Raw genomic sequence first — 21,873 nt, 5'->3', positions numbered from 1 at the left:
GGATGGATCGGGGGAGCACGCATCCCGTCGGCACGCATAGCCAGCGCTCTAGCCCAAACCACACGTGCCTAAACCTCGGGAGGTCGCCATGCTGGATCGCATCCTGCTCGGCATCTCTGTCGTCGGAGTCATCGGCATCATCGTGCTCCAGGTCGCTGTGGCCTGGGGTGTGGTCGGGGTGCTGTGATGGTCGTCGAGCGCATGACCCCCCGCGGGCGCAACGACTTCAACACCATCCCCGACGGCGACTACCGCAAGGAATACGCCATCCTCGTCGGCGAGATCGCGGCAGCCTCCGAAGAATCCGACACCTGGACCGCAGATCAGCGCGCAGGCATGAACGAGATCGTGCAGCCCGCACTACAAGCCGTACGTGACGTCGACGACAAACTCAACATGCGTGGCCTGCTTGCCATCCGCATCACCGAAGCACGCCACGCCTTCCGCCGCGTCATGGGCGACCACTGGACACCACGCCCCGACAACACGGTGGCACGGGCAGCCAAGGCCCGCGGCCTCACGCTGTGAGCACCAACGTCGAGCTGTGACGCTGTTCGTCATCACCGGCCCGCCGGCATCCGGCAAGACCACGTGGGTCATCGAGCATACACAACCCGGTGACATCACCATCGACTACGACCACATCGCCCAATGCCTCGGCAGCCCAGACCATCACGACCACCCGTCCCACATCAAGACCGTCACGATGGCAGCACGACGAGCAGCCATCGACGCGGCGCTACCGCTCGCCGAGCAGTGCGACGTGTACATCGTGCACTCGCGGCCCAACGAGGCCCAGCTAGCCAAGTACCGAGCACACACCGCCCGCATCGTCACCATCGACCCAGGCAAGGCCGAGGTGCTCGACCGTCTCGATGCCGAGCGTCCATGGCAGCTGCGCAAGGTCGCAGAGGACTGGTACACACCACTATCCGATGCCACCCCCAAGACGTCTCGGCCGCAGCGACTCGCGCGACCACTGAAGACCACTGAACGCGGCTACGGTGCCCGCCACCAACGCCTCCGCAAGCGCTACGCGGCCACAGTCCGATCCGGGCAGGCCACATGCTGGCGTTGCGGGCAGCCCATCAAGGCCGAAGAGCCCTGGGACCTCGGCCACGACGACGACGACCGCACCCAGTACCGAGGCCCCGAGCACGTCGCCTGCAACCGCGGCGCACCAGGCCGGCGACGTGCCTCCGGTGGCGTCGACAACAGCCGGCGGTGGTGACCGCTGCATACTATGCGCCGGATGCATACGCCCGCTGCATACTATGCAGCGCTATGCATGGCCGCGGGGGGTAGGGGGGTCGGCATCGCGCCGCCGTGGGGGGTGCGACCCATCAGGGGCCTCTCAAACTCTCTCCCCGGTGGCCCCTCCCCGCCCCCTGGGCTGCATAAAGACCGCATAATATGCACCGCTGACCTGCATGAATGGAGGTGATCCTCATGGCCGACAAGCCGCCATTGCGTGCCGTCTCGAATGAGGAGCGCCGACGTGAGCCGCCGACGCTAGCCGAGGCTGTCGAGTCCGGCGACGTGCTGGACATGCTACTGGCGCAGCGTCGGCTCGTGGCAGAGGCACTCACACAGTCTGCGGACAACACCAGGCCGCAGTTGAACAACGAGCTGAACAAGCTCCACGTGTTGATCCGCGAGGAGCAGGTGCGCCGGCGGACGGTGGCTGAGCAGTCGTCGTCGGCTGAGGTTGACGTCGATGACGGTTTCGACGCCAACGCGATCTGATCAGCCGAAACTCTCGGAGGTCGCTCGCCACCTGGTGATCCCGGATGGGATTGAGCGCAGCCTGTTCCCGCGGGTGTACCGGCGCTTGCAGGAGTCGGGCGTATCGTTCGACTCGTGGCAGCGCGGCCTCGGGATGGCAGCCCTCGGGCTGTCTGGCGGGGGCAAGTTCGCGGTATCGGTCGGCGGCGTGGTGTTGTCTATTCCTCGCCAGGTGGGCAAGACGTTCACGGTCGGATACCTGATCATCGGCTTGTGTCTAATCATCCCCGGTTTCCGGGTGGTGTGGACGAGCCATCATGGCCGCACGACGACGAATACGTTTCGCGCTATGCAGGGCATGGTGCGGAAGCCGAAGATCTGGCCGCATCTGGACCACGGCTCGAAGTCGTCTCCGATCCGGACGGCGAACGGAGAGCAGGAGATCCGGTTCGCGAACGGGTCGATCATCATGTTCGGTGCCCGAGAGCAAGGTTTCGGTCGCGGCATGGATGCGATCGACGCCGAGGTGTTCGATGAGGCGCAGATCCTTGGGCTGAAGGCGCTCGAGGATATGGTGCCGGCGACGAACCAGGCGCGGAATCCGCATGGCGGCCTGGTGTTCTTCATGGGCACCCCGCCGCGGCCGACGGATGACGGCGAGGCGTTCACGGTCAAGCGCGAGCGCGCGTTGGCGGGCAAGGCGCCGAAGCAGATGTTCGTGGAGCTGTCGGCCGATTCTGATGCCGATCCTCGCGACCCTGCCATCTACCCGACGTTCAATCCGAGCTTCCCGCACCGCACTCCGCTTGAGGCGATGGAGCGGATGCTTGAGAACATCCCAGACGAGGATGCGATCCGTCGGGAGATGATGGGCATCTGGCCGACTCGTGGCGGCGGAGTGATTGGCGCCGAGCAGTGGGCCGGGCTGCGTGACGAGGACTCGGCGCCGAATGATCCGGTGGCGTTCGCGGTGTACGTGTCTCGGGACCGTTCGTCGGCGGCGATTGCGGTCGCAGGGTATCGCGAGGACGGGTTGTGTCACGTGGGGATCGTCCCGGCTGCGGCGGACGGCAAGGCCGAATCGCTTCCGGGCACCGCATGGATTCCCGATCGGGTGGCCGAACTCGCCAAGAAGTGGAGCCCGTGCGCGGTGGTTGTCGACGAGAAGTCGTCGGCGGCGAACCTGATTCCACAGATCGAGGATCTTGACGTTGAGGTGACGGCGATGAAGTACTCCGACATCGCCTTGGCGTGCAACAACTTCTATGACGGAGTGGTCCAGGATCGCATCCGGCATACGGGGGCGATGTCCTTGGCCCGCTCGGTGGTGGCCGGGAAGCGCAAGGACTACGGCGACTCCTGGATCTGGGACCGCAAGGACCGATCGAGTGACATCACTCAGCTTGTGGCGGTGACGCTGGCTCTTCACGGCCTGGTGTCGTCACCGGAGCCGCAGGATAGCGCGTACGAAACCAACGATCTATTCATCGTCTGACGTCTGAAAGGGGCTGCGCAGTGGACATTCTCGGTTACGTCGTGCATCAGCGCGTGGTCCTCAATCTGAAGTCAGGGACCGCCATCTGTGGGGTGGTGACCGAGCAGAAGCGCAAGTTCTGTGTCGTGCGGGACGCCGAGGTCATCGACCCAGGGGCTCGAACTCCGACCCGCGCGGACGGCGAGGTCATCGTGGGCCGCCACGAGATCGACTACATCCAGATCCCCGAGGGGCGGTAGCGGTGTCGTTCGTGGTCTCCGATGGGGCGCTGCAAGGCCTATCGCGGCCGGCGACACCGCTTGCCGCATCGCTGGACATCTCGTCTCCGACAGTGTTCACCAGTGACCGAAACTTGGCGTACCTAGAGCTGTGGCGCAAGCAGCCGGCGGTGCGGACCACGGTGTCGTTTCTGGCGCGCAACATTGCGCAGCTCGGCATTCACGCGTTTCGCCGCAAGGGCGATACGGACCGAGAGCGACTCGACCGGGACCATCCGTTGTCGCGGGTGATGTTGCAGCCGTCGGAGGTGGTCACTCGCTATCGGCTAATGGATGCGCTGGTGCATGATCTGGCGATCTTCGACCGCGCGTACTGGCTGAAGATAGGCTCGGCGGCACAGCCGGCGGTGGTCCGCATCCCGCCGACTCTGGTAACCCCCAAGGGCGACAACTGGATCAGTCCGGCGGTGTTCGAGGTGAAGGGCGCGAAGGGCAAGCGGGAGTTTCCGGCCGACCGACTGGTGTACTTCCGCGGCTATGGCGGCGTCGACGACTTCGGAACGTCGCCGCTGGAGGCGCTGCGGCAGATCCTTGCCGAGGAGAACGCGGGCTCGAAGGCACGTACCGAGGTGCTGCGCAACGGAGCCCGCGTCTCCGGCTATCTGGAACGGCCGGCCGACGCCAAACCGTGGTCGGCCGAGGCGCGGGGCCGGTTCAAGCGGGGATGGCAGGCGCAGTACGCGGGCGATGGACCGCAGGCCGGCGGCACCCCGATCCTCGAAGATGGGATGAAGTTCACCGCGGCCGCTCAGTCGGCAAAGGACCTGCAGTACCTCGAAGTTCGGAAGCTGACCCGCGAAGAGGTGGCGTCGGTGTATCACGTCCCGCCGCCCATGGTGGGAATCCTCGACAAGGCGACGTTCAGCAACATCACCGAGCAGCACAAGATGCTGTATCAGGACACGCTCGGGCCATGGTTGCAGATGTTCGCCGAGGAGATCTCGCTGCAACTGATCCCTGACATCGCGCCCGGCGAGGTGGACGAGCTGTATGTGGAGTTCAACTTGCGCGAGAAGCTGTCTGGCTCATTCGAGGAGCGCGCGGCGCAGATGCAGACTTCGGTCGGCGGTCCGTGGATGACGATCAACGAGGCTCGGGCACTGGACAATCGGCCGCCGATCGATGGCGGTGACGAGCTGATCAAGCCGCTGAACCTCACCCAGAACGGCGACAAGGAGCCGATCCCCGCGGGTGACGACGGCAAGGAGCCGTCCCCGCCCCCCGTCGATGACGGCGCGGACGACGACCAGGAGGACGTCGCATGACGAAGACACGCACGGCCGGCCCCGGCCACGTCAACGCCAAGGCGGCGTTCAAGGCCGGTCCTGACGCCGAACTCGCGGAGGGTGAGTTCATCGCGTACGCATCGGTGTTCGGCAATCGGGACTCGTACGGCGAGGTCGTCCAGAAGGGCGCATTCGCAGAGTCGCTGGCCGAGTGGGCGAAGGGCGACAACCCGATTCCGCTCCTATGGGGGCACAACTTCGCTGACCCGGACTATAACCTCGGATTCCTAAAAGAGGCTGTCGAGGACGACCGCGGGCTGAAAGTGCATGCGGTGCTCGACATGGAGTCGCCGAAGGCCGCCCAGGTGTACCGGCTGCTGAAATCTGGCCGCGTGGCGCAGATGTCGTTCGCCTTCGATGTCGAGAAGGAGACGTTCGTCGAGCCCGAGTCGGAGGACAACGGCGACGGAACGAAGACGATCACGCCAGGCTATTGGTCGCTAGAGAAGCTGAAGATCCATGAGGTCTCTGTAGTCCCTCTCGGCGCCAACCAGGAGACCGAGGTGCTCGCGGTGAAGTCGGCCGCTGATGCACTGCGCGCCAAGGCGGGCAAGGCACTGTCGGCGAAGAACGAGTCGGTGATCCGCGAAACCGTGGACCGACTCGAAGAGGGCCTCGACGCTCTCAAATCGATACTTCCCGCCGACGAAGAGTCGGGGGATGAAGAAGACCAGGACCAGACCAGCGGTAAGGGAACCGTCCCCGGCGACGCCAAGTCGGCCGGCCAGACCACGCCCACGAGCCCGTCCGTCTCCCTGGCGCAGTTGGACGCGCTCGAGTTCGACATCGTCGCGAGCGCATAACACACCCACCTCACCAAGGAGAATCAGATGAGCCGAGTGAAGGCATTGATGGAGCAGGCGCAGGCCGCCGCCAAGACGGCCCGCGACATCGCGGAGAAGGCTGCAGGCGAGAGTCGCGACATGACCGACTCCGAGCAGCACGACTACACCGAGGCGCTGGCCAAGGGTCGCGATCTGCTGGAGAAGCACAAGACCGCGAAGGCTGACCAGGAAGTCATCGACGCTGCGATGGCGCTGGCCGACGAGATCGGCCCCGACGCCAAGGGTGACCTCGGAGCGCAGGATGGGCAGTTGCCGGTCCGCGAGCGCGTGAAGTCGCTGGGGCTGCAGGTTGTCGATTCGACGCAGTTCAAGGGCATGATGGACGGCTTCAAGGCCGAGGGTGGCGGGTATCGCATCCCCGACCGGGCCAAGGTCGGCTCCGATCCGATCCGGGTCAAGGGGCTGTTCACCGGCACCAGCTCCACCAGCGCGGGTGCGTTCGTCGTCAACGAGCGCACCGACATCGTGGAGCCGCTCGGCCGCAAGGAGTTGAAGATCCGAGACCTCGTGTCGGTGCGGTCGACCACCTCCGATGTCGTCGAGTATGTCGCGCAGACGAGCCACACCAATGCCGCGGCAGTGGTCGCAGAGGCGTCGAGCTCGGCAGCCCCGACGGCGCCCGGTTCGGCCGGCGCCCTCGTCCTCGACGCGAATGGCGGCTACAAGCCGGAAGGCTCGTGGGCCTACGAGGTTCGCTCGACCGAGGTCAAGACCATCGCCGAATGGGTGCCCGCCACCCGCCGTGCGCTGGCCGACGTCGCGCAGCTCGAAGGGCTCATCAACGACGAGCTGGCGCTCGACGTGAAGGAGACCGAGGAGAACGAGATCCTCAACGGCAGCGGCTCCGGTCAGCACTTCACCGGCATCAATTCGGCGTCGGGTGTGCAGACGCAGGCCTTTGCGACGAACCTCTTCGACTCGGTGCGCAAGGGCATCACCAAGCTGCGGACCGTGGGTCGGGTCAATCCGTCTGCGGTGGTGGTCAACCCGGCCGATGCCGAGACCATTGACCTGTCGAAGGACGCCAACAACCAGTACTACTACGGCGGGCCGTTCCAGATCTCCAACCGCACTCTGTGGGGCCTGCCGGTCGTGGAGTCGGAGACTCAGGCCGCGGGAACCGCTCTGGTGGGCGACTTCTCGAAGGCGGTGGTCTGGGATCGGGAGCAGACCACGATCACCATGACCGACAGTCACGCGGACTTCTTCATTCGCAACATGATCGCGATCCTCGCTGAGGAGCGGTTGGCGTTCGCGGTGACCCGTCCGACGGCGTTCGTCAAGGTCGCACTGGCCTGATGGCCCTGCTCAACTCCGGTGCGCTGGGTGGCTCGCCCACCCGGCGCACCGGTGCGCCGACCCCCGAGGAGGTTCCGATGGCGCTCAAAGAATACGACGTCGAGATCAACGGCGTCGCAACGACTCTGCAACTGTCTGACGAGGACGCGAAGGTGCGCGGGCTCACTCCGAGGTCGGAGTCGAAGGCCGCGCCGGCCGCGCGGAACAAGGCCAAGGTGCCGGTCAACAAGGCTGCGGGCTGATCTGTGCTCGACTTCACCGGCCTGCCGCCGCTGATCGACATCGGCGACATCGACGTCGACGGAGTGACGGACGCCGACCTCGAAGCGGTCTGCGAGGATATTCGTATCGCGTGCGGGTGGCACATCGCCCCGCTGGTGCAGTCGACGATGGTGCTAGACGCCACCGGCGGCACGGTCCTCGTGGTGCCGTCACTCAAGATCGGCGAACCGATCGCGGTGAAGGACTCGTCGGGCGCGGACATCACCGGCTGGTCGTGGTCCTCGACCGGCATTCTGGAAGGCTCGTGGCCGACCGGCTTGCGGTCGGTGACGGTGACGGCCGACAGCGGATTCGATGCGTGCCCGTCGAGCGTGAAATCGGTTGCGGTGGACATGCTCCGGGACCGCGTGAATGTTGCGGCCGGCGGCGGGGTGGCTCAGGTCCAACTTGACGACGCGACGATCCTGAACGCCAATCCGTTTAGCCCGCGCGGTACTTCATCCGACGTGGGTGTCCGCCGCGACATCATGGACGCCTACGGGCACATTCTCGGGAGGTTCGCACTGTGGGACTCCCACTAGTTGTCGGGTCCGCGTGCGTCGGCCTCCCGTACGCGGACCCGGCTCGCCATGCCTGATCCGCTGGCCGTGTTCTTCACCCAGCCGGTCGAGGTGAAGAGGCTGACCGGGGACGGCGCGTACGGTCCGATCTTCGCCGCTCCCACCGCGATCCTCGCGCGGGTGAAGAACACCACGAAGCTCACCATCGGCCCCGAGGGCGATGAGGTCGTGTCGTCGACGCAGGCGTCGATGTCGATCACCGAGGACGACATCCCGGTCGGGTCGATGGCCCGCGCCGACGACGGCGAGTGGCGGCCAGTGATCGCGGAGAACCGACACATCGGCGGATTCGCCGGGTCGCCCGACTACTACTCGATCGACCTCGTATAAGGAGATCCGATGGGTGACCTCAACTGGATCGGCGAAAAGGCCCTCGCCCGCATCGAGGAGGGAGCTAGGGAGGGTGTGCGGCAGGCTGGCGAGGCGATTCTCGCCGAGTCGAATCGCCGTGCCCCCCGTGACTCTGGCGAACTCATCAGCTCGGGCCGCGTGGCCACCGACGGCACAGAAGCGGCGATCGGATACAGCGCGCCCTACGCGGCACGACAGCACGAGGCGTTGGGCTACAACCATCCACACGGCGGGCAGGCGAAGTTCTTGGAGACCGCGGTGCACGTCGCGAAAGACGAAGCGCTCGATGCGGTGGCCAATGCGATCCGTGAGGCGCTCGGCGGATGAGCGTCGATCCGGCGTCGCTGCTGCGGTCGCTCGCACAGCGCCTCGACGATCTCGGGTTCGCCATGTGGGAAGAGTCTGGCGCCTATCCGAAGAGCCCCGGCCGCCCGGTGGTCACCGTCGGGAAGCTGCCGCAGAACATCGTGAGCGCGATCGCGCTCAACCACTACTTCACTGATCCCGACGTCGACACCGTCGCCGACAACCCGCTGCACTACGTGCAGTTGCGGTTTCGCGAACCGGGACCAACCCCGCTGACGGTGATCGACCGCGAGCAGGAGACATTCCGTCTCCTGCAATCCACAGCTTCCGGCGTCTGGCCGGGAGGAGTGTCGCCCGACACGGTGACCCTCTCATCCGCCGCACCAGCAGACCCCGAAGACGGGGCCTGGACCAAGACGGCGAATTACGCAATCCGCCTCAATCCTTAAGGAGAGGAATCATGGCAGACCTCGCAACTCGTGCGGCCGGACGCTATCTGATCGAGATCAACACCGGCACCGCGATCGCACCCGTGTGGACCAAGGTCCACGGGCTCACCTCGTACGAGCCGTCGTTCGACGTCAAGACCGAGGATGACACCGACATCGACTCCGATGGTTGGACCTCGGAGGCCATCACCGGCAACGGCTTCAAGGCCAGTTTCGAAGGGCTCGTGAAGGGCGACGAAGCGGGTGGTGTGTTCTCCCTCGATCCCGGCCTGTCGGCGCTCATCGAGGCCTCCGGCCAGTCCGACTCGGCGGGCCACGTCCACATCCGCCACCGCCGCAAGGATGGCGTGTCCGGTCGCGCGTTCAACGCCGAGTATCACGCCGCGGTCAAGGCTGGCCCCAAGGGCGGCAAGACCACCGAGCTGCAGAAGTTCTCGGGCGATCTGATGGGTCGCGGGGAGCCGGTGCAGCTCTCGCCGCTGATCGGCAGTGGCCAGTTCTCGGTCGGCGTGGGTGCCGCCAGTGCCGGCAACTTCACCCTGACCTACAAGGGCAACACAACCGCGAACATCGCCTACAACGCCGCGTCGTCCGCGGTGAAGTCGGCGTTGGTCGCGCTCGACGATGGGTTCGCCGCCGCGGACTGGACCGTCACCGGTACCGCTCCCACGTGGTCGATCACCACCCCGGATGGAGGCGAACTGACCGGCGCAGGCACGGGCCTGACCGGCGGCACGCTCACCGTCACCGAGGTCTGACCCATCCCTTCGATCCCCTGGTAGGAGGCCACCATGGGATTCGACGCATTGTCGATCCAACTCGACGGCATACAACTGCCGATCGAGGGCAAGACGTACACCATCCCGGAGATGCGAGCCGATGACGGCTTGAAGCTGACACTCCAGATCGCCAAGAAGATACCACTGTCGGACGAGGAAGAACTCGCCATGTACATGGGCCTCCTTGGCGCGGAGTGGGTGTCAAGTCCGGTCGAGATTCCGACAGGCGAAATCGCCGAGGATGGAACCCCGGTGACCATCACTGTGGACGACGGCACCTTCGAAGGTGGTGTCTACTCGGAGATGGTCAACGACGGCGTGCCGTGGCGAATGATCGTCCACGCCGCGCGCACCGTCTTCATCGACGCGGTGCACGGCCGCACCACTGCCGAGATTCACTGGCAGACGGCACTCACTGGTGACCTGGGAAACCCGCCACCCCCGGAGCCGGGGGAGAACCGGAAAACCCGGCGCGCTGCGGCCAAAAAGGCTGCACCCCGCAAGGCCAGCACGAAGTCGGCCAGTGGGGGCCGTACTCGTGCCTCCCAGGCTCCTACGGAGTAGCAGACCCCGGCGGCGGGGCATACAACCCCGACACTGAAGTCCGGGCCTGGTACAACGACCCCGACCAGGTTCGCGACAGCGCCAAACCGGCCATCACATGGTCCATGCTGCTCGAACAATGGACCGCAGTAACCCTCGACCTCCACCACATCTACGGCGTAGACACCGCGTCAGGAATCCTCGCTGAGCGCACCATCACGTGGCTCAAAGACAGGATCGTCGGATGTATCGGCCAAGGAGGTCACCTAGACCGGGCGCTAGGGCTGGCCAAGGGATGATCCTAGTTAGCCGTCCGATTAGTCCATTCTGTGCCGCTCCACCACCGCTGCTTGCTCTGCTTAAGGGGGTCACGGTACCAACCGGTCCGACGCCCGGGCGGCGGCGGAGGGCCTTGATTGACACCCTTTGCCTTCGGGCTACTCGTCATAGCTGATGGCTTCGGAGTCAGGGTCAGGCCGGTCCACGGCTTGGCATTGCCTGCGGCGCTGTACTTGCCGCAGGACTGGCAGCGGAGGCGCTTTTTCGCCAAGAGCGGCGCGGCGGCGCCCGCAATTCCGAATGTCAGCACTCCCGCCGTGCCGCCGACGACCTTCGCCCTCCCGGTCCGCTTCTCCGTGAAGTTCTTCCCGCCGCAATTCCAGCAGCGCAGCACGCCATCTTCGTCCACACGGATGTCTTCCATTCGCGCAGGATACTCGCTCAACCCAAACCCCGAGGAGGATCGTATGTCGCTTGACGTCGCCGAGCTTGTCGCGCGCATCCGGCTCGATACCGGTAACACCGAGTCGGGGCTGAACAACGTGCGGCGATCGATGTCGTCGACGGCACAATCCGCCGACCAGATGCAGAACAAGGTCGCCGCGGCGGCAGCATCGCAGGAGGCGGCGTCGAAGCGCCAGGAGTTGGCCGAGGAGCGCCTCGAATCGGCGATGCGACGCGGCAACGCCTCGCGGCAGGAACTCATGCGGCTCGAAGCCGCGGCGGCATCGTCGCGCGCATCGATGCTGCGGTCGACATCCTCGCTCGCGCAGGCGCAGCAGGCGCTCGCCGAATCGCAATCGGCCGTCCAGGATTCGATGGGTGATTCGACGGATGCCCTCGGCGGCGCGAGCGAGGCCGCCGACAAGGCTCGCGACGCACTGGAGAAGATCGGTATCGGCTTCTCGATCGCAGGTGTTGTGGAGGGTATGCGGCAGGCCGTGTTCGCGGCGTCGGATCTGGCCGAGTCGACGAACGCGGTCGATGTGATGTTCGGGTCGGCGTCGCAGCGTGTGCAGGACTGGGCGGCGAATGCGGCGCAGTCGATGGGTCAGAGCAACGTCGAGGCGCGCGAGGGCGCGGTAACGATGGCCCTGTACGGCAAGCAGGCGGGGATGACCGGCGACAATCTGGCGAACTTCTCGATGAAAATGTCTGGGCTCGCATCAGATATGGCCAGCTTCCGAAATACCACCCCGGAGCAGGCTGTCGAGGCTCTCGGCGCGGCGTTCCGCGGCGAGTCAGATCCGATCGAGGCGTATGGCGTCCTGCTCAATGAGACCACCCTGAAGAACCAGGCCCTCAAGGATGGTCTGATCTCCAACACGAGCGATGCACTATCGCCTGCGGTGCGGGTGCAGGCGGTCTACAACGCGGTGCTCGCACAGACGTCGATGATGCAGGGCGACTTCGCGCGCACCCAAGACTCGCTCGCAAACAAGCTAAGGTCCCTGAAGTCTGAGTTCACGAACACGTCGGCAGCCATCGGCGGAAAGTTGATGCCGATCGCTCAAGGGTTTGTCGACCTCTTGTCGGGCCCCGGAATGGCGGCATTCTCCGGCGTTGGCACAGCCTTGGGTAGCATCGCGAACGTCGTCGGCGCGCTCGTGGGAGCCTTCGGCAACCTGCCCGGTCCGATTCAGCTCGCGATCGGCGCTATTGCGGCAATGCGCATTGCAACCAGACTCTTCGGATCGCAGATATCCACCGTTGGGCAGCACATGGCGTTCGCCCGCGCGTCTTTTTCGAATTTCGGCCAGACGGTCAGCAATGTTCAGCGAGCAGCGACTATAACAGGTAACTCGATGGGGACAATCCGCGCCTCCATGGTTACGCTGGGGCGGACCGCGGCCACATCCAACGGCGCGCTTGGGCAGATGGCCGCCGCATTCTACCGATCTCGGCAGGCCGCGTCTGTCATGCCAAACACCATTGGCGCGGTGGGGGCCGCCATGTCTGGACTTGGAGCCGGGGCGCGCGGTCTCATGGGTGCGCTCGGCGGACCGTGGGGGCTCGCAATCACGGGTGCCGTTGCACTCCTGGGTTTGTGGATCAACAAGAAGCAGCAGGATAAGCAGGCGTCCCAAGAGGCTGCGGCTCAAACTTCGTCGTGGGCCGACCAGATCGACCAGGCTGGTGGAAAGATCACCCGAGCCCTGCGTAACGACGTCTTCAAAGAGGCCGACAACGACGCGAAGAAGTTCGACACCACCGGTAAGACGCTCGCGGACACGATGAAGGATCTCGGGTTCAGCTCGGAGCAGACCGTGGATGCCATTGTCCGACAGGGCGATGCGTACGACACGACGATGAAGAAGCTTCAGGAGATCCGTAACAACCGGGATCTCGACATCGACAAGCGGATTGCAGCCGACGAGGCAATTGATCGCATTCGTGGCATGGCCGGGCAGATGGACGAGGCGCGGTCGAAGGCGCAGCAGCTCGCCGAGGCGAACGGCGATATGTCGGTGAGCTTCGACAACACCGCGCAGGCGGCAGGGGCGATGTCGCAGGCTATGGCCGACTTCGAGGAGTCGACCGATGGTGCCGCGTCGAAGGTCGACAAGCTGGCGAAGGCGCTCGATCAGCTTAACGACGACGGCATGACTCAGGAGGAAGCGCTCCAGCAGTGGAACGATGGAATCCGCGACCTCGTTGACGCCTATGGCAAGTTCGACGCGAGTCTGATCGGTGTCGACGGCCACATCAACACCGCCACCGAGGCGGGGTCGAAGATGCAGGACACGGTGCGCAGTCAGGCACAGGCATTCAACGAAACGGCCGCTGCCGCATACGAGTACGCGCAGTCGCAGGGGATGACCGTTGCCCAGTCGCTCGACTATGTGCGCGGCAAGCTCATCGCCCAGCGTCAGCAGTTCCTCGACACCGCGGTCGCAGCAGGCGTGCCCATCGACGCGGCCCGCCGAATGGCCGACGCTTACAGGTTGATCCCCGATCAGGTCACCACCGAACTGAACGTGCACGGCACAGAGAATGCGATCTCTGGCCTCCAGAAGCTCGGAATGGCCGCGACGTCTCTGCCGCCCGGCAACCTGAAGGTCATCGACAACACACCCGAGGTCCGCGCGAAGCTGGACGAGATGCGGGTGAAGTATTCGGTCATCGACGGCAAGGTGGTGATCGACTCCAATAGTCCCGAGGTCACTGCGGCGATGGAGAAGCTCGGCGTCAGGGTCACCACCTTGCCGAACGGATACGTGCAGCTCGACGACAACAGCCCAGCGGTCGTGGACAAGCTGAAATCGCTTGGCATTCGGGTGCAGACGCTCCCCAACGGGAAGATCGTCATCAGCCCCGAGGACCGGGCGTTCTGGGAGGCGGTACGCAAGGCGCAGGAGCCGGGCCGCAAGGTCATCAACATCGTCGAGAACCGAAGCTCGACACCCATTACCGAGAACACGGGACATGGCGGGTCGGCGTGGGACCACGCGGCCGGCGGCCTGATTCACGGCCCCGGAACCGGCACCTCCGACGATGTTCCCGCGAACCTCTCGAACGGCGAATTCGTCCAAACCGCCGCCGCGACAAGCTATTACGGCCCAGGCTTCATGTATGCGCTGAACCGTCGACAGATCCCGAAAGGGATGCTGCCCGGTTTCGCCGAAGGCGGTCTCGTCGAGGTCCACAAACTCGCCGACTATGCGACCGGAGTCGAGGGCGGCACCTACGCCCTGGGCGGCTGGGGAAACGGCTGGAACACCGACTGTTCGGGCGCGCAGGCGATCGTCGCGAACGGAGCCCACGGCAACATGCAGCCGGGGGCCGGTGAGCGCGCGGGCACTGCTGCGTTCTCGTCGTTCCTGCCCAGCCTCGGATACGTGATCGGGCAGGCACCTCCCGGAGTTGCGGCGCACGAGGTCGGTTGGTCTCCGGAGCATTCAGCGGGCACGTTCTTCGCCAAGTCCGGCGCCTCGGTGAACTTCGAGATGGGCGGTGGCATGGACACCACCAGCCATTCCGACGGCAAGTTCGGCGGCACTGTCGGATCTCGGCACGCGCAGTTCCCGAGCCAGGCGTGGATCGCACTCCCTGACACGAAGAACGCCGGCGGGGGTGGTGGTGGCTCGACTCCTGCGCCCGATGTCGTTCTCACCAGGGATTCGTCGCGCGACGACGTGGCCAAGAAGATCATCCAGGAGGGTCGCCGCCGCGGATACTCCGATGAGCAGACGTCGGCGATCCTGTCGATGGCGATCCAGGAAGACAACCTGCAGACCGACAATGTGTTCCAGCAGATGGACTCCTCGGTGTATCCAGGCCGCGACGACCCGAACACCAACATCACCGGCTTCTACGACGCGCTCGACGCAAAGAAGTCGTCGTCGGGATGGTCGGACGACATCTGGTCGGACCTGTTCTGGGTGCAGCAGTCACCGTCCGCGTCATCCGCCGAGGACGCCGTGGCGAATGGCCGTCAGGGGTATCTCGACGAGATCAAGGCACACCAGGAGGAAGCGGGCGGGCTGGTGTCGAAGCTCGGCCCGCAGGTGGTCGTTAATGTCACCAACAATGGCTCCGAGTTCCCTTCTGGCAGCGGAGATGGCAGCGGCGACGAGGACAAGACGCCGGAGACGCCGGCCGAACCGCCGGAAGACCCGACCCTGTTCGAGTTCACGCTGAAGAATCCGTTCGAGCCGTTCTGGTGGAAGGGCGAGAAGGAGCAGCGCCAGCACATCATCGACGAGTACAAGAAGCAGCAGGCGTGGGACGAGTACCTGAAGGGTGGCGCCAAGGGTTCCGGCGACACGGCGGATCTGGCGAACAAGGTCAACGAGCAGAAGCGCAAGGTCCAAGAGGCCGAGGATGCGCTGAAGCTCGCCAAGCAGAAGCAGTCCGAACTCAAGGAGTCGTCCACCGAGTCGCAGCGTACGGCCGCGGCGAACGCGGTCACCAAGGCGACAAACGATGTCACGAAGGCGCGCGAGGATCTCGCATCCGCTGAGGCGAAACTCAAGGAGGCGCAGGGCAAGACGCCGACCGCCTCGAGCACGCCGTCATCACCGAATGTCACCTCGCCGGGGATGCGGAAGTTCGCCAACGGCGGCACCGTGCCCGGTGTTGGGAACACCGATTCGGAGATCATCGCGGCCATGCCGGGTGAGGAGATCATCCGCAAGGCGATCGCCCAGAAGCCGGGGGTCCGCTCGTTCCTCAAGCGGCTCAACGCCGGCCAGCTCGCAGCGTTCGCCGACGGCGGCACGGTCGGATTCGGCGGATATTCGGACGACGACGACGACTCGATGAAGCCGAAGAACTGGTACGACTGGGCCGGGCTCGCCGTCGGCGCGGGATTCGCGGGATACAACACGATCGACCCGTATGTCCAGATGGGCATGTCCGGGCAGGTCGACCTCGGAAACGCCACGCCGAAGCTAAGTACCAATACCACCGACACGTCGTACATGTCGGGCCTGGTGTCCGATGTGGGTGGGCAGATCTCCCAGCAGCTCCAGGAGTTGATCTGGGCCGTAAAGGAGGGCAAGGACATTCGCGTCGTCATCCAGTCGGACAACAAGCCGCAAGGATTCAATGAACCCGGCCTGTCCGCGATGCAACGGGGGATCTGAGTATGGCCACCTACGAGATCTCTGACCTCAATGGGGAGACGTGGGAGTTTGGGTCGGACTCACCTCTGCATCTGATGTCCCTCAAGGGGATCGACGGCGCCGAGTTCTCTCTCGACACGCTGCACGGTGTCGGGCAGCGTGGTGTGACCGTGGTCGGCTCCGACTTCAAGGAGGGCCAGATCGTCATGACGGTGGCCCTCGAGCCGTTCAAGGCCGGGCTTCGCGGGGATGATGCGGTGGACCTGGTGTCGCGGTGGCGTGACGGGCTCGGCGAGGGCGAGGCGAAGCGCGGTGACAACGAGTTCCGGTTCTACGTCGTCGACTCAGGCCGCTACCAGATTGTGCGGCTGGTGAAGCGCGGGAACGTCGACTGGGAGCGGGTGAAGTCGAATCGCTTCTGCAAGGACGAGATCACCATGCAGTCCGACGAATCCGATTGGCGCACCGACCCGAACACTTACACGTTCACCGTCGCCGAGTTCGCCGGTGCGGTGGTGGCCAACGGCGGCACCGTGGATTCGTGGCCGCACTTCAAGCTCACCGGCCCGATCGTCGGACCGACCGTCGGGCTCGCGGGCGAGGCGGTGAAGCTGCCGGACCTGGCGGCCGGTGAGCACTTCGAGATCGAGACGGACCCGAACTGGTACGCGGTCACCGACGAGGATGGCGTCGACGTCACCTTCGACCTGTACACGCTGGCCGACGGCGCAGACGATCGGTGGCGCAAGCAGGCGCCCGCGCGCACGCCCGACATCCCGGTCACAATCACGGGCACCGGAACTTCGGCTGCGACGAAGCTGGATGTCGTTGTGCCGCAGATCTATCGGAGCGCACTGTGACCGTGCCCGGCTATGCGCGGCCGAACACTGTCGACTCGGCGTTCGACTACTTCGACATCGGATTGCGTCGCGGCTCGGGGCCTGGATCAACCATCGAATGGCGGCCCGTCGGACGGTATTTGAAGGCGACTGTGCGGCCGACGTTTGGCATCGACCCTGGCACCTTCAGCTTCTCCCTCCACCCCGACCATCCGATCGTCTCGGCGATCACCAAACGCAATGTCACCAAGGCGTGCTGGCACTTCCGCGCGGGATACAACGGGCTCAACGCGCTGACTGGGCGCATCATGAACGTCGACTATGACGGCGCACCCGGACGTGCACCCTTTACCTACAGCGGGAAGTGCAACAAGGTGTGGTTGCAGTCGATGAACGCCTGGGTGAACAACCAGCTCCCGCCCGAGGTGCAGGTGAATCTCACTGGCAAACAAGACATCCGGATCGGCAAGCCTGACGCCCTGTTCAAGTCCTACCTGACTTCCGTGGCGACGCGGCTCAATGTCCCGGTGGTGCCGGCGCTTCCGATCCGCGACTCCTGGGAGTGGCCGAACCTCGCCGACATCGACAGCCTCGACGACCTCCTCGATCTGGTCCTCGATGTCGGCGAAGGCCTCGTCGCGCTCGCTGCCCGCTTCCCGTCGCTGCATGACCTATGGGGGCCGACGACCGAGCGCCTGGAGATGGGTGTGCGGATCGACACCTACGACGGCCACGGCACCAGTCCGCAGGTGTTCAACACGTCGAGCCTGGCGAACCTCCAGTCGATCATCGACCGCACCTCCGACGGATTCCTCGATCTGTCGCGGCTTCTCGACCCACTCAACGACGGCCTGTTCTCGCTCGCATTGGACCGCGCCGGGTATGTCCTCGACACGGTGCAGAAACGCCAGCGCCAGAACGTGCAGTGGCGCACCGATGGCGGGCAGATCGCGTCCTACAAGTACAGCGCGTCGCACCCTGAGCTGTACATGGCTGTCGTCGGAGGCAAGAGCCCCGCAATCCTCAATGACGTCATCGAGATCGGCGCCAACCTCGCGATCGCTGCGCTCATCGCCGGGCTGGCCACCATCCCCGGTCTCGCCGGCGTTGGCGGACTGTCGGTCGTCGTGGGCGACTTGTTCGATGACATCTTCTTCGCCTACGAGGTGTATTGGGATGCCGACATTCGCGATGCCGTCGGCGCCGATGACGCACTCCCCGAGCAGTTCGTCGACAACACCGCCTCCCATTCGATCGAGGGGTATTCGACGGCACACCAGGCGCTCAAGGAGAAGGGCGGCTCGGAGACGTTGACGCTCACAGCGGTTGGCGGCACCGCCGACGGCCGCGGTATCAGTTTCGGCGCGGACAACGGCACCGCGCGCCGGTATCAGCTCGGCGACGTCGTCACGTTCTACGACCGCGGGAATGTGGTCGAGCAGTACGTGTCGGAGGTCGCGATCACCCACGAGCCCGGTAAGGGTCTCATCGAGGAGCCGACGGTCGGAAAGTCTAAGCGCGCCAAGGGGCCTTGGGATAGGGTGTTCGGTCTCTTCGGCCAGGCCGGGGCGCTCGCCGATGCCGTCGCCAACAGTGTCTAGGAGAGAATCATGACGATCAAGACCTTGCCGGTGAACGCCGGGATCGTGTCGCAGGAGACCTACTACCAGTGCGGTCCGGCGACGGTGCAGAATGCGATCTGGGCGAAGTCGCAGCGAATCGTCCCCGAGTCGCAGCTCGCCCGCGAACTCGGCACGACAGTCAACGGCACCGACAGTATCGAGTATCTAGACCGCGTGCTGGGCAACCATCTCGGCGTCGATCACCTGACGCAGTGGGTCACCAACGATCCGCCGACCGCGCAGCAGGTGAGCGACTTCTGGGATCGGCTGCGGGCTGCGGTCGACAACGGTTTCGGCGTGGCGATGAACTGGATCGCGCCACCGTCGAACTACCCGCAGGGGGTGGGCGGATCGCCTTCGCCGTCGTACGGCGGCGGCGTGGTCTACCACTACACGCTGGCTGCCGGGTACAACGACGGGGGTCACCGGTGGGTGTTCGTCGCCGACAGCGGGTTTCAGCCGAAGACGTACTGGATCACCGTCGAGCAATGCGTATCGCTGATCGCGGGCAAAGGCTACGCCTACCCGGCAGTGGATGCGTCGGGCGCCGACGAGATCATCGCCTTCGTCAAGGGGTTCGTCGGGCCGATCGCCTCGGACGTGATGGATGTGCGTGCGCAACTCTGCGGCGCGGCGGCAGGCTATCCGGGCTGGCCGCAACTCGGCGGCCGGACGCTCGTGGACGGGCTCGCCGACTTCCGCAACCATGCGATCGAGGTGGCGAAGTGACCGTCTGGGCAGATGTCTCCGAGTGGCAGCGCCCTGTCGATGACTCCTACCCGTATCGGATGATCGCGATTCGGGCGAACGATGGCACGTATCGGGACCGCAACTGGGACAGCAACTATGGGTGGTGCCGTAGCGCGGCCGACTCCGGCCGACTCGATTGCTTCATCGTCTACCTCGTCTACCGGCCGAACTGGAAGCAGACGCTCGACACCATCAAGTCGATGGTCGGTTCGCCGCACCCGAAGATGATCGTGATGGTCGACGTCGAATCGTGGGGCGGCCAGATTGCCGGCGACCAGTCGGCGGGTATCGATGCTCTCGTCTCGGGTTTGCGCGCGTGGTGTGGTCGGGTGATCGCCTACATGAATCCGAACGACTCGTTCCTGTGGCCGGGTCGTCCTGCCGATGTGCCGATGATCGTGCCGCGCTACGCCAGCTCGCGGCCGTCGATGACCGGGATGATCGGCTGGCAGTACACCGACGGCTCGGGGTATGGCCCGAGCGGATGGCCGCAGGGCGCGGCGCCGTTCGGCGCGTGCGACATGAACTACACCGACCTCAGCACAACCGATTTCGCCGCACAGTGTGGCATAGGAGAGGACATCGACATGGCCGCGAAAGACGACATCATCGGATTCATCCGGGACTACGTGGGGCCGATCGGCTCCGATGTGAAGGACATCCGGCAGCAGCTCACCGGCGGCCGGGATGCGGGCGAGTATCCCGGCTGGCGCCAGCTCGGGCAGAACGACAAGGGGCAGAACCTCACGGTCGTCGACTCGCTGGCCGATGCCCGCAACCGGATCATCGCGCTCGAGAAGGTGGTTGCCGAGCTGAAGGCGGCCAAGTGATGACCACTCCCGACCTCACCGCGATCCTGCGCGACAAGCTCGCCGAACAACCCTGGTGGAAGAAGTACGCCAACACCGTGACGACGGCGATCACGCTCGGCGTGAACGTGCTGTGGGTGTTGGTGTCGCTCGGCGTTGACATCGACCCGACGATCATCGGCGGTGTCGCGGCAGCGATCCAGGCGCTCGGCGTCCTCGGAGTGAAGCTGACCCCGAACGGCGTGACGGAACGGCAGATCGCCGACATCGAAAACTACGTCGGCAAGCATCGGGCCGGATGAACGGGCTGCCGCACACCGACAACATCGCGCTGTATGTCGTCGGTGTGCTCGCCGTGGTGCTAATCGGTGTGCTCGGGCTGGTGCTGCGGTCGATCGTCAAGGGCGACCTGGTGCCTCGGCACACGGTGAACTCGTGGATGGTGGAGCGCGATCACCGGATCGCGGCACAGGCTCGTGCGCTGGATGCGGCGACGGTGCTGACCACCGAGCAGGCGCGCACCATTTCGGCGCAGGCCGACAGCATTGCCGATTTCGGTGAGGCGCAGCGCCTCCAGGTCCGGGTGGCCGCCGCGCTCCACCGAGTGGCCGAGGGCGGGGAGACGTGATGCGCCTCTATCGTCGTCAGCCACCCCTGGCTGTCGATCCGGTGGTGGTCGACGCCGAGGTGCGGCGCTCAGCGTTCGAGGCCGAGACCGAGAGGGTCCGCGCCGCCCGTCCCGAGGTCGACGCCCGGCGCGCCGAGGCCGCCACCCTGCTCGAGCAGTCCCGAGAGGCCGAGCGCCGCAACCATTTCGCCGAGGCGATCATGCAATCAATGAGGAGGCTCCCGTGACCCGACCGGTCACCGCACTGCGTGCCCTGTGTGCGTCGCTGGACATCCCGGCGCGTGCTGGTCTCGCGGCCGGCGTGCTGATCGTCGCCATCGTCGGCCTGGCCGACATCTGGTTCGACGTCGACTACGAGCTCGCAGCCGACATCACTCTGCTCGCGCTCGCGGCTCTCGCGAACGCGTTCGCCTTGCTGTACACGGCGCGCTCTCCGTGGTGGACGCACAGGATCGGGAGGATCTATTGGGCGAAGTGCCTCGTACTCGCTCTGGTGCTGGATCAGATTTCGCTCGCCGTGTGGTGGGACCTCGAATATCCGGGCCGTCAGTATGTGCGGTTCGCGATCTATGGGCTCGGTGCGGTGGTCTACATCCCGATGCTTGTGGCGCTCCTGCGGGAGCAGCGGAAGGAGCGTGACGTCTAATGCCCGTGCGCTATCCGGCCCCGAAGCCGGGCTACACGGATTCCGGTGAGCTGCAAGAGAAGATGCTCAACGCGATCGTGGTGGCTCCGCTGGCGCGTCTGATCGCCCCGAAGCTCGGTTTGGACCCCGCCGATTTCGACACGATCGAGGAGATCGAGGCGATCATCCCGAGCTGGGAGAACGTGCTCGGCTTCGATGTCACCGACCTCCAATCCGCCATGTCCGGCACCTACACCGGCGATGATGCGGCCTTGTCTGCGATCCAGGCGATTGTGGGCACTCTGCGTGGTGGCTTGACCGGCATCATCGACTGGTCGCGCATCCCGCAACTCTCCCTGTCCCAGTTGACGGATCAGCCCGGCCCGAGTCTGCTGACCGGCTTCGGTGACTTCGCGTCCGAGGACACGATGGACGGCGGCGGGGATTGGACGTGGGATGCCACGGTCGGTGGTGGGTCCGCGCGCGCTTCCGGCTCCGGCGCGCGCAAGGTGCTGACCTCCGAGCTGGTGGCGGTGTCGGAGGGGAGGCCGATGTC

General features: G+C 65.1%; 26 protein-coding genes. 25 read left to right on the top strand and 1 reads right to left on the bottom strand.

The genetic code is table 11. The features are described 5' to 3' along the window. The first annotated feature begins 186 nt into the window (after positions 1-186). The 15 genes from ACPXB3_RS21585 to ACPXB3_RS21515 all read left to right on the top strand — a co-directional run bounded on the left by ACPXB3_RS21585 (position 187) and on the right by ACPXB3_RS21515 (position 10,219). The gene (locus tag ACPXB3_RS21585) at positions 187-528 is read left to right on the top strand and encodes a hypothetical protein (RefSeq protein WP_425729626.1); all 342 of its coding nucleotides are present in this window, start codon (positions 187-189) and stop codon (positions 526-528) included. A 16-nt stretch (positions 529-544) separates the two neighbouring features. Further along, positions 545-1,231: a hypothetical protein gene (locus ACPXB3_RS21580; RefSeq protein ID WP_425729624.1), complete on the top strand. Its 687-nt coding sequence runs from the start codon at positions 545-547 to the stop codon at positions 1,229-1,231. 203 nt (positions 1,232-1,434) lie between these two features. Continuing rightward, positions 1,435-1,746 carry a hypothetical protein gene (locus ACPXB3_RS21575; protein ID WP_425729622.1) on the top strand — a complete coding sequence of 104 codons (312 nt, stop codon included), beginning with the start codon at positions 1,435-1,437 and terminating at the stop codon, positions 1,744-1,746. Continuing rightward, on the top strand, positions 1,718-3,220 hold the full coding sequence (locus ACPXB3_RS21570; protein WP_425729599.1) for a terminase: 1,503 nt from the start codon (positions 1,718-1,720) through the stop codon (positions 3,218-3,220). Before ACPXB3_RS21575 ends, ACPXB3_RS21570 begins: the two co-directional genes overlap by 29 nt. Before the next feature lie 20 nt (positions 3,221-3,240). Then, on the top strand, positions 3,241-3,459 hold the full coding sequence (locus ACPXB3_RS21565) for a hypothetical protein (protein ID WP_425729597.1): 219 nt from the start codon (positions 3,241-3,243) through the stop codon (positions 3,457-3,459). Between the two features lie 149 nt (positions 3,460-3,608). After that, on the top strand, positions 3,609-4,763 hold the full coding sequence (locus ACPXB3_RS21560; protein ID WP_425729595.1) for a phage portal protein: 1,155 nt from the start codon (positions 3,609-3,611) through the stop codon (positions 4,761-4,763). Then, positions 4,760-5,587 carry an HK97 family phage prohead protease gene (locus ACPXB3_RS21555; protein ID WP_425729593.1) on the top strand — a complete coding sequence of 276 codons (828 nt, stop codon included), beginning with the start codon at positions 4,760-4,762 and terminating at the stop codon, positions 5,585-5,587. The genes ACPXB3_RS21560 and ACPXB3_RS21555 overlap by 4 nt, the downstream gene beginning before the upstream one ends. Positions 5,588-5,614: 27 nt before the next feature. Beyond that, positions 5,615-6,928: a phage major capsid protein gene (locus ACPXB3_RS21550; protein ID WP_425729591.1), complete on the top strand. Its 1,314-nt coding sequence runs from the start codon at positions 5,615-5,617 to the stop codon at positions 6,926-6,928. Beyond that, entirely contained in the window at positions 6,928-7,170 is a 243-nt protein-coding gene (locus tag ACPXB3_RS21545; protein ID WP_425729589.1) for a hypothetical protein, read from the top strand. The genes ACPXB3_RS21550 and ACPXB3_RS21545 overlap by 1 nt, the downstream gene beginning before the upstream one ends. Before the next feature lie 3 nt (positions 7,171-7,173). Further along, the gene (locus tag ACPXB3_RS21540; RefSeq protein ID WP_425729587.1) at positions 7,174-7,731 is read left to right on the top strand and encodes a hypothetical protein; all 558 of its coding nucleotides are present in this window, start codon (positions 7,174-7,176) and stop codon (positions 7,729-7,731) included. Positions 7,732-7,779: 48 nt separating this feature from the next. Beyond that, entirely contained in the window at positions 7,780-8,100 is a 321-nt protein-coding gene (locus ACPXB3_RS21535; protein ID WP_425729585.1) for a hypothetical protein, read from the top strand. Between the two features lie 9 nt (positions 8,101-8,109). After that, positions 8,110-8,448 carry a hypothetical protein gene (locus tag ACPXB3_RS21530; protein WP_425729583.1) on the top strand — a complete coding sequence of 113 codons (339 nt, stop codon included), beginning with the start codon at positions 8,110-8,112 and terminating at the stop codon, positions 8,446-8,448. Beyond that, positions 8,445-8,876: a hypothetical protein gene (locus ACPXB3_RS21525; RefSeq protein ID WP_425729581.1), complete on the top strand. Its 432-nt coding sequence runs from the start codon at positions 8,445-8,447 to the stop codon at positions 8,874-8,876. The genes ACPXB3_RS21530 and ACPXB3_RS21525 overlap by 4 nt, the downstream gene beginning before the upstream one ends. Before the next feature lie 11 nt (positions 8,877-8,887). Further along, positions 8,888-9,634, top strand: coding sequence for a phage tail tube protein (locus ACPXB3_RS21520; RefSeq protein WP_425729579.1), 747 nt, complete (start codon positions 8,888-8,890; stop codon positions 9,632-9,634). A gap of 33 nt (positions 9,635-9,667) precedes the next feature. Beyond that, entirely contained in the window at positions 9,668-10,219 is a 552-nt protein-coding gene (locus tag ACPXB3_RS21515; RefSeq protein ID WP_425729577.1) for a DUF7426 family protein, read from the top strand. Between the two features lie 280 nt (positions 10,220-10,499). On the opposite strand, the gene ACPXB3_RS21510 is transcribed toward ACPXB3_RS21515, so the two are convergent. Further along, positions 10,500-10,646 (bottom strand): DUF2510 domain-containing protein, encoded by a 147-nt coding sequence (locus ACPXB3_RS21510; RefSeq protein ID WP_425729628.1) that lies wholly within the window; start codon positions 10,644-10,646, stop codon positions 10,500-10,502. Positions 10,647-10,944: 298 nt separating this feature from the next. On the opposite strand from ACPXB3_RS21510, the gene ACPXB3_RS21505 reads away from it, so the two are divergent. The 10 genes from ACPXB3_RS21505 to ACPXB3_RS21460 all read left to right on the top strand — a co-directional run. Continuing rightward, the gene (locus ACPXB3_RS21505) at positions 10,945-16,065 is read left to right on the top strand and encodes a hypothetical protein (protein ID WP_425729575.1); all 5,121 of its coding nucleotides are present in this window, start codon (positions 10,945-10,947) and stop codon (positions 16,063-16,065) included. 2 nt (positions 16,066-16,067) lie between these two features. After that, the gene (locus ACPXB3_RS21500; protein WP_425729573.1) at positions 16,068-16,904 is read left to right on the top strand and encodes a hypothetical protein; all 837 of its coding nucleotides are present in this window, start codon (positions 16,068-16,070) and stop codon (positions 16,902-16,904) included. Next, positions 16,901-18,484, top strand: coding sequence for a hypothetical protein (locus tag ACPXB3_RS21495; RefSeq protein WP_425729571.1), 1,584 nt, complete (start codon positions 16,901-16,903; stop codon positions 18,482-18,484). The genes ACPXB3_RS21500 and ACPXB3_RS21495 overlap by 4 nt, the downstream gene beginning before the upstream one ends. 9 nt (positions 18,485-18,493) lie before the next feature. After that, a complete protein-coding gene (locus ACPXB3_RS21490; RefSeq protein ID WP_425729569.1) occupies positions 18,494-19,234 on the top strand; it encodes a C39 family peptidase in 741 nt (246 codons plus the stop codon). Next, the gene (locus ACPXB3_RS21485; protein ID WP_425729567.1) at positions 19,231-20,085 is read left to right on the top strand and encodes a hypothetical protein; all 855 of its coding nucleotides are present in this window, start codon (positions 19,231-19,233) and stop codon (positions 20,083-20,085) included. Before ACPXB3_RS21490 ends, ACPXB3_RS21485 begins: the two co-directional genes overlap by 4 nt. Continuing rightward, entirely contained in the window at positions 20,085-20,366 is a 282-nt protein-coding gene (locus tag ACPXB3_RS21480; protein WP_425729565.1) for a hypothetical protein, read from the top strand. The genes ACPXB3_RS21485 and ACPXB3_RS21480 overlap by 1 nt, the downstream gene beginning before the upstream one ends. Next, positions 20,363-20,692 carry a hypothetical protein gene (locus ACPXB3_RS21475; protein ID WP_425729563.1) on the top strand — a complete coding sequence of 110 codons (330 nt, stop codon included), beginning with the start codon at positions 20,363-20,365 and terminating at the stop codon, positions 20,690-20,692. Before ACPXB3_RS21480 ends, ACPXB3_RS21475 begins: the two co-directional genes overlap by 4 nt. Further along, positions 20,692-20,919 carry a DUF7620 family protein gene (locus ACPXB3_RS21470; protein WP_425729561.1) on the top strand — a complete coding sequence of 76 codons (228 nt, stop codon included), beginning with the start codon at positions 20,692-20,694 and terminating at the stop codon, positions 20,917-20,919. Before ACPXB3_RS21475 ends, ACPXB3_RS21470 begins: the two co-directional genes overlap by 1 nt. After that, positions 20,916-21,338 (top strand): putative phage holin, encoded by a 423-nt coding sequence (locus tag ACPXB3_RS21465; protein ID WP_425729559.1) that lies wholly within the window; start codon positions 20,916-20,918, stop codon positions 21,336-21,338. Before ACPXB3_RS21470 ends, ACPXB3_RS21465 begins: the two co-directional genes overlap by 4 nt. After that, positions 21,338-21,873 (top strand): hypothetical protein (locus ACPXB3_RS21460; RefSeq protein WP_425729557.1); only part of this gene is annotated, 536 nt, incomplete at its 3' end. The genes ACPXB3_RS21465 and ACPXB3_RS21460, both read left to right, overlap by 1 nt.

This window comes from Gordonia sp. DT219, from assembly GCF_049847065.1.
GTDB lineage: Bacteria > Actinomycetota > Actinomycetes > Mycobacteriales > Mycobacteriaceae > Gordonia.
Note: the sequence above shows the minus strand (reverse complement) of the source record. Positions and strands in the feature narration are given on the sequence as shown.

Excerpts from the sequence above, each read along its gene's own strand:
- ACPXB3_RS21585 (WP_425729626.1), top strand. The coding sequence starts at position 187 with ATGGTCGTCGAGCGCATGACCCCCCGCGGGCGCAACGACTTCAACACC.
- ACPXB3_RS21575 (WP_425729622.1), top strand. The coding sequence starts at position 1,435 with ATGGAGGTGATCCTCATGGCCGACAAGCCGCCATTGCGTGCCGTCTCG.
- ACPXB3_RS21570 (WP_425729599.1), top strand. The coding sequence starts at position 1,718 with ATGACGGTTTCGACGCCAACGCGATCTGATCAGCCGAAACTCTCGGAG.
- ACPXB3_RS21555 (WP_425729593.1), top strand. The coding sequence starts at position 4,760 with ATGACGAAGACACGCACGGCCGGCCCCGGCCACGTCAACGCCAAGGCG.
- ACPXB3_RS21550 (WP_425729591.1), top strand. The coding sequence starts at position 5,615 with ATGAGCCGAGTGAAGGCATTGATGGAGCAGGCGCAGGCCGCCGCCAAG.
- ACPXB3_RS21545 (WP_425729589.1), top strand. The coding sequence starts at position 6,928 with ATGGCCCTGCTCAACTCCGGTGCGCTGGGTGGCTCGCCCACCCGGCGC.
- ACPXB3_RS21535 (WP_425729585.1), top strand. The coding sequence starts at position 7,780 with ATGCCTGATCCGCTGGCCGTGTTCTTCACCCAGCCGGTCGAGGTGAAG.
- ACPXB3_RS21530 (WP_425729583.1), top strand. The coding sequence starts at position 8,110 with ATGGGTGACCTCAACTGGATCGGCGAAAAGGCCCTCGCCCGCATCGAG.
- ACPXB3_RS21525 (WP_425729581.1), top strand. The coding sequence starts at position 8,445 with ATGAGCGTCGATCCGGCGTCGCTGCTGCGGTCGCTCGCACAGCGCCTC.
- ACPXB3_RS21520 (WP_425729579.1), top strand. The coding sequence starts at position 8,888 with ATGGCAGACCTCGCAACTCGTGCGGCCGGACGCTATCTGATCGAGATC.
- ACPXB3_RS21515 (WP_425729577.1), top strand. The coding sequence starts at position 9,668 with ATGGGATTCGACGCATTGTCGATCCAACTCGACGGCATACAACTGCCG.
- ACPXB3_RS21510 (WP_425729628.1), bottom strand. The coding sequence starts at position 10,646 with ATGACGAGTAGCCCGAAGGCAAAGGGTGTCAATCAAGGCCCTCCGCCG.
- ACPXB3_RS21505 (WP_425729575.1), top strand. The coding sequence starts at position 10,945 with ATGTCGCTTGACGTCGCCGAGCTTGTCGCGCGCATCCGGCTCGATACC.
- ACPXB3_RS21500 (WP_425729573.1), top strand. The coding sequence starts at position 16,068 with ATGGCCACCTACGAGATCTCTGACCTCAATGGGGAGACGTGGGAGTTT.
- ACPXB3_RS21490 (WP_425729569.1), top strand. The coding sequence starts at position 18,494 with ATGACGATCAAGACCTTGCCGGTGAACGCCGGGATCGTGTCGCAGGAG.
- ACPXB3_RS21480 (WP_425729565.1), top strand. The coding sequence starts at position 20,085 with ATGACCACTCCCGACCTCACCGCGATCCTGCGCGACAAGCTCGCCGAA.
- ACPXB3_RS21475 (WP_425729563.1), top strand. The coding sequence starts at position 20,363 with ATGAACGGGCTGCCGCACACCGACAACATCGCGCTGTATGTCGTCGGT.
- ACPXB3_RS21470 (WP_425729561.1), top strand. The coding sequence starts at position 20,692 with ATGCGCCTCTATCGTCGTCAGCCACCCCTGGCTGTCGATCCGGTGGTG.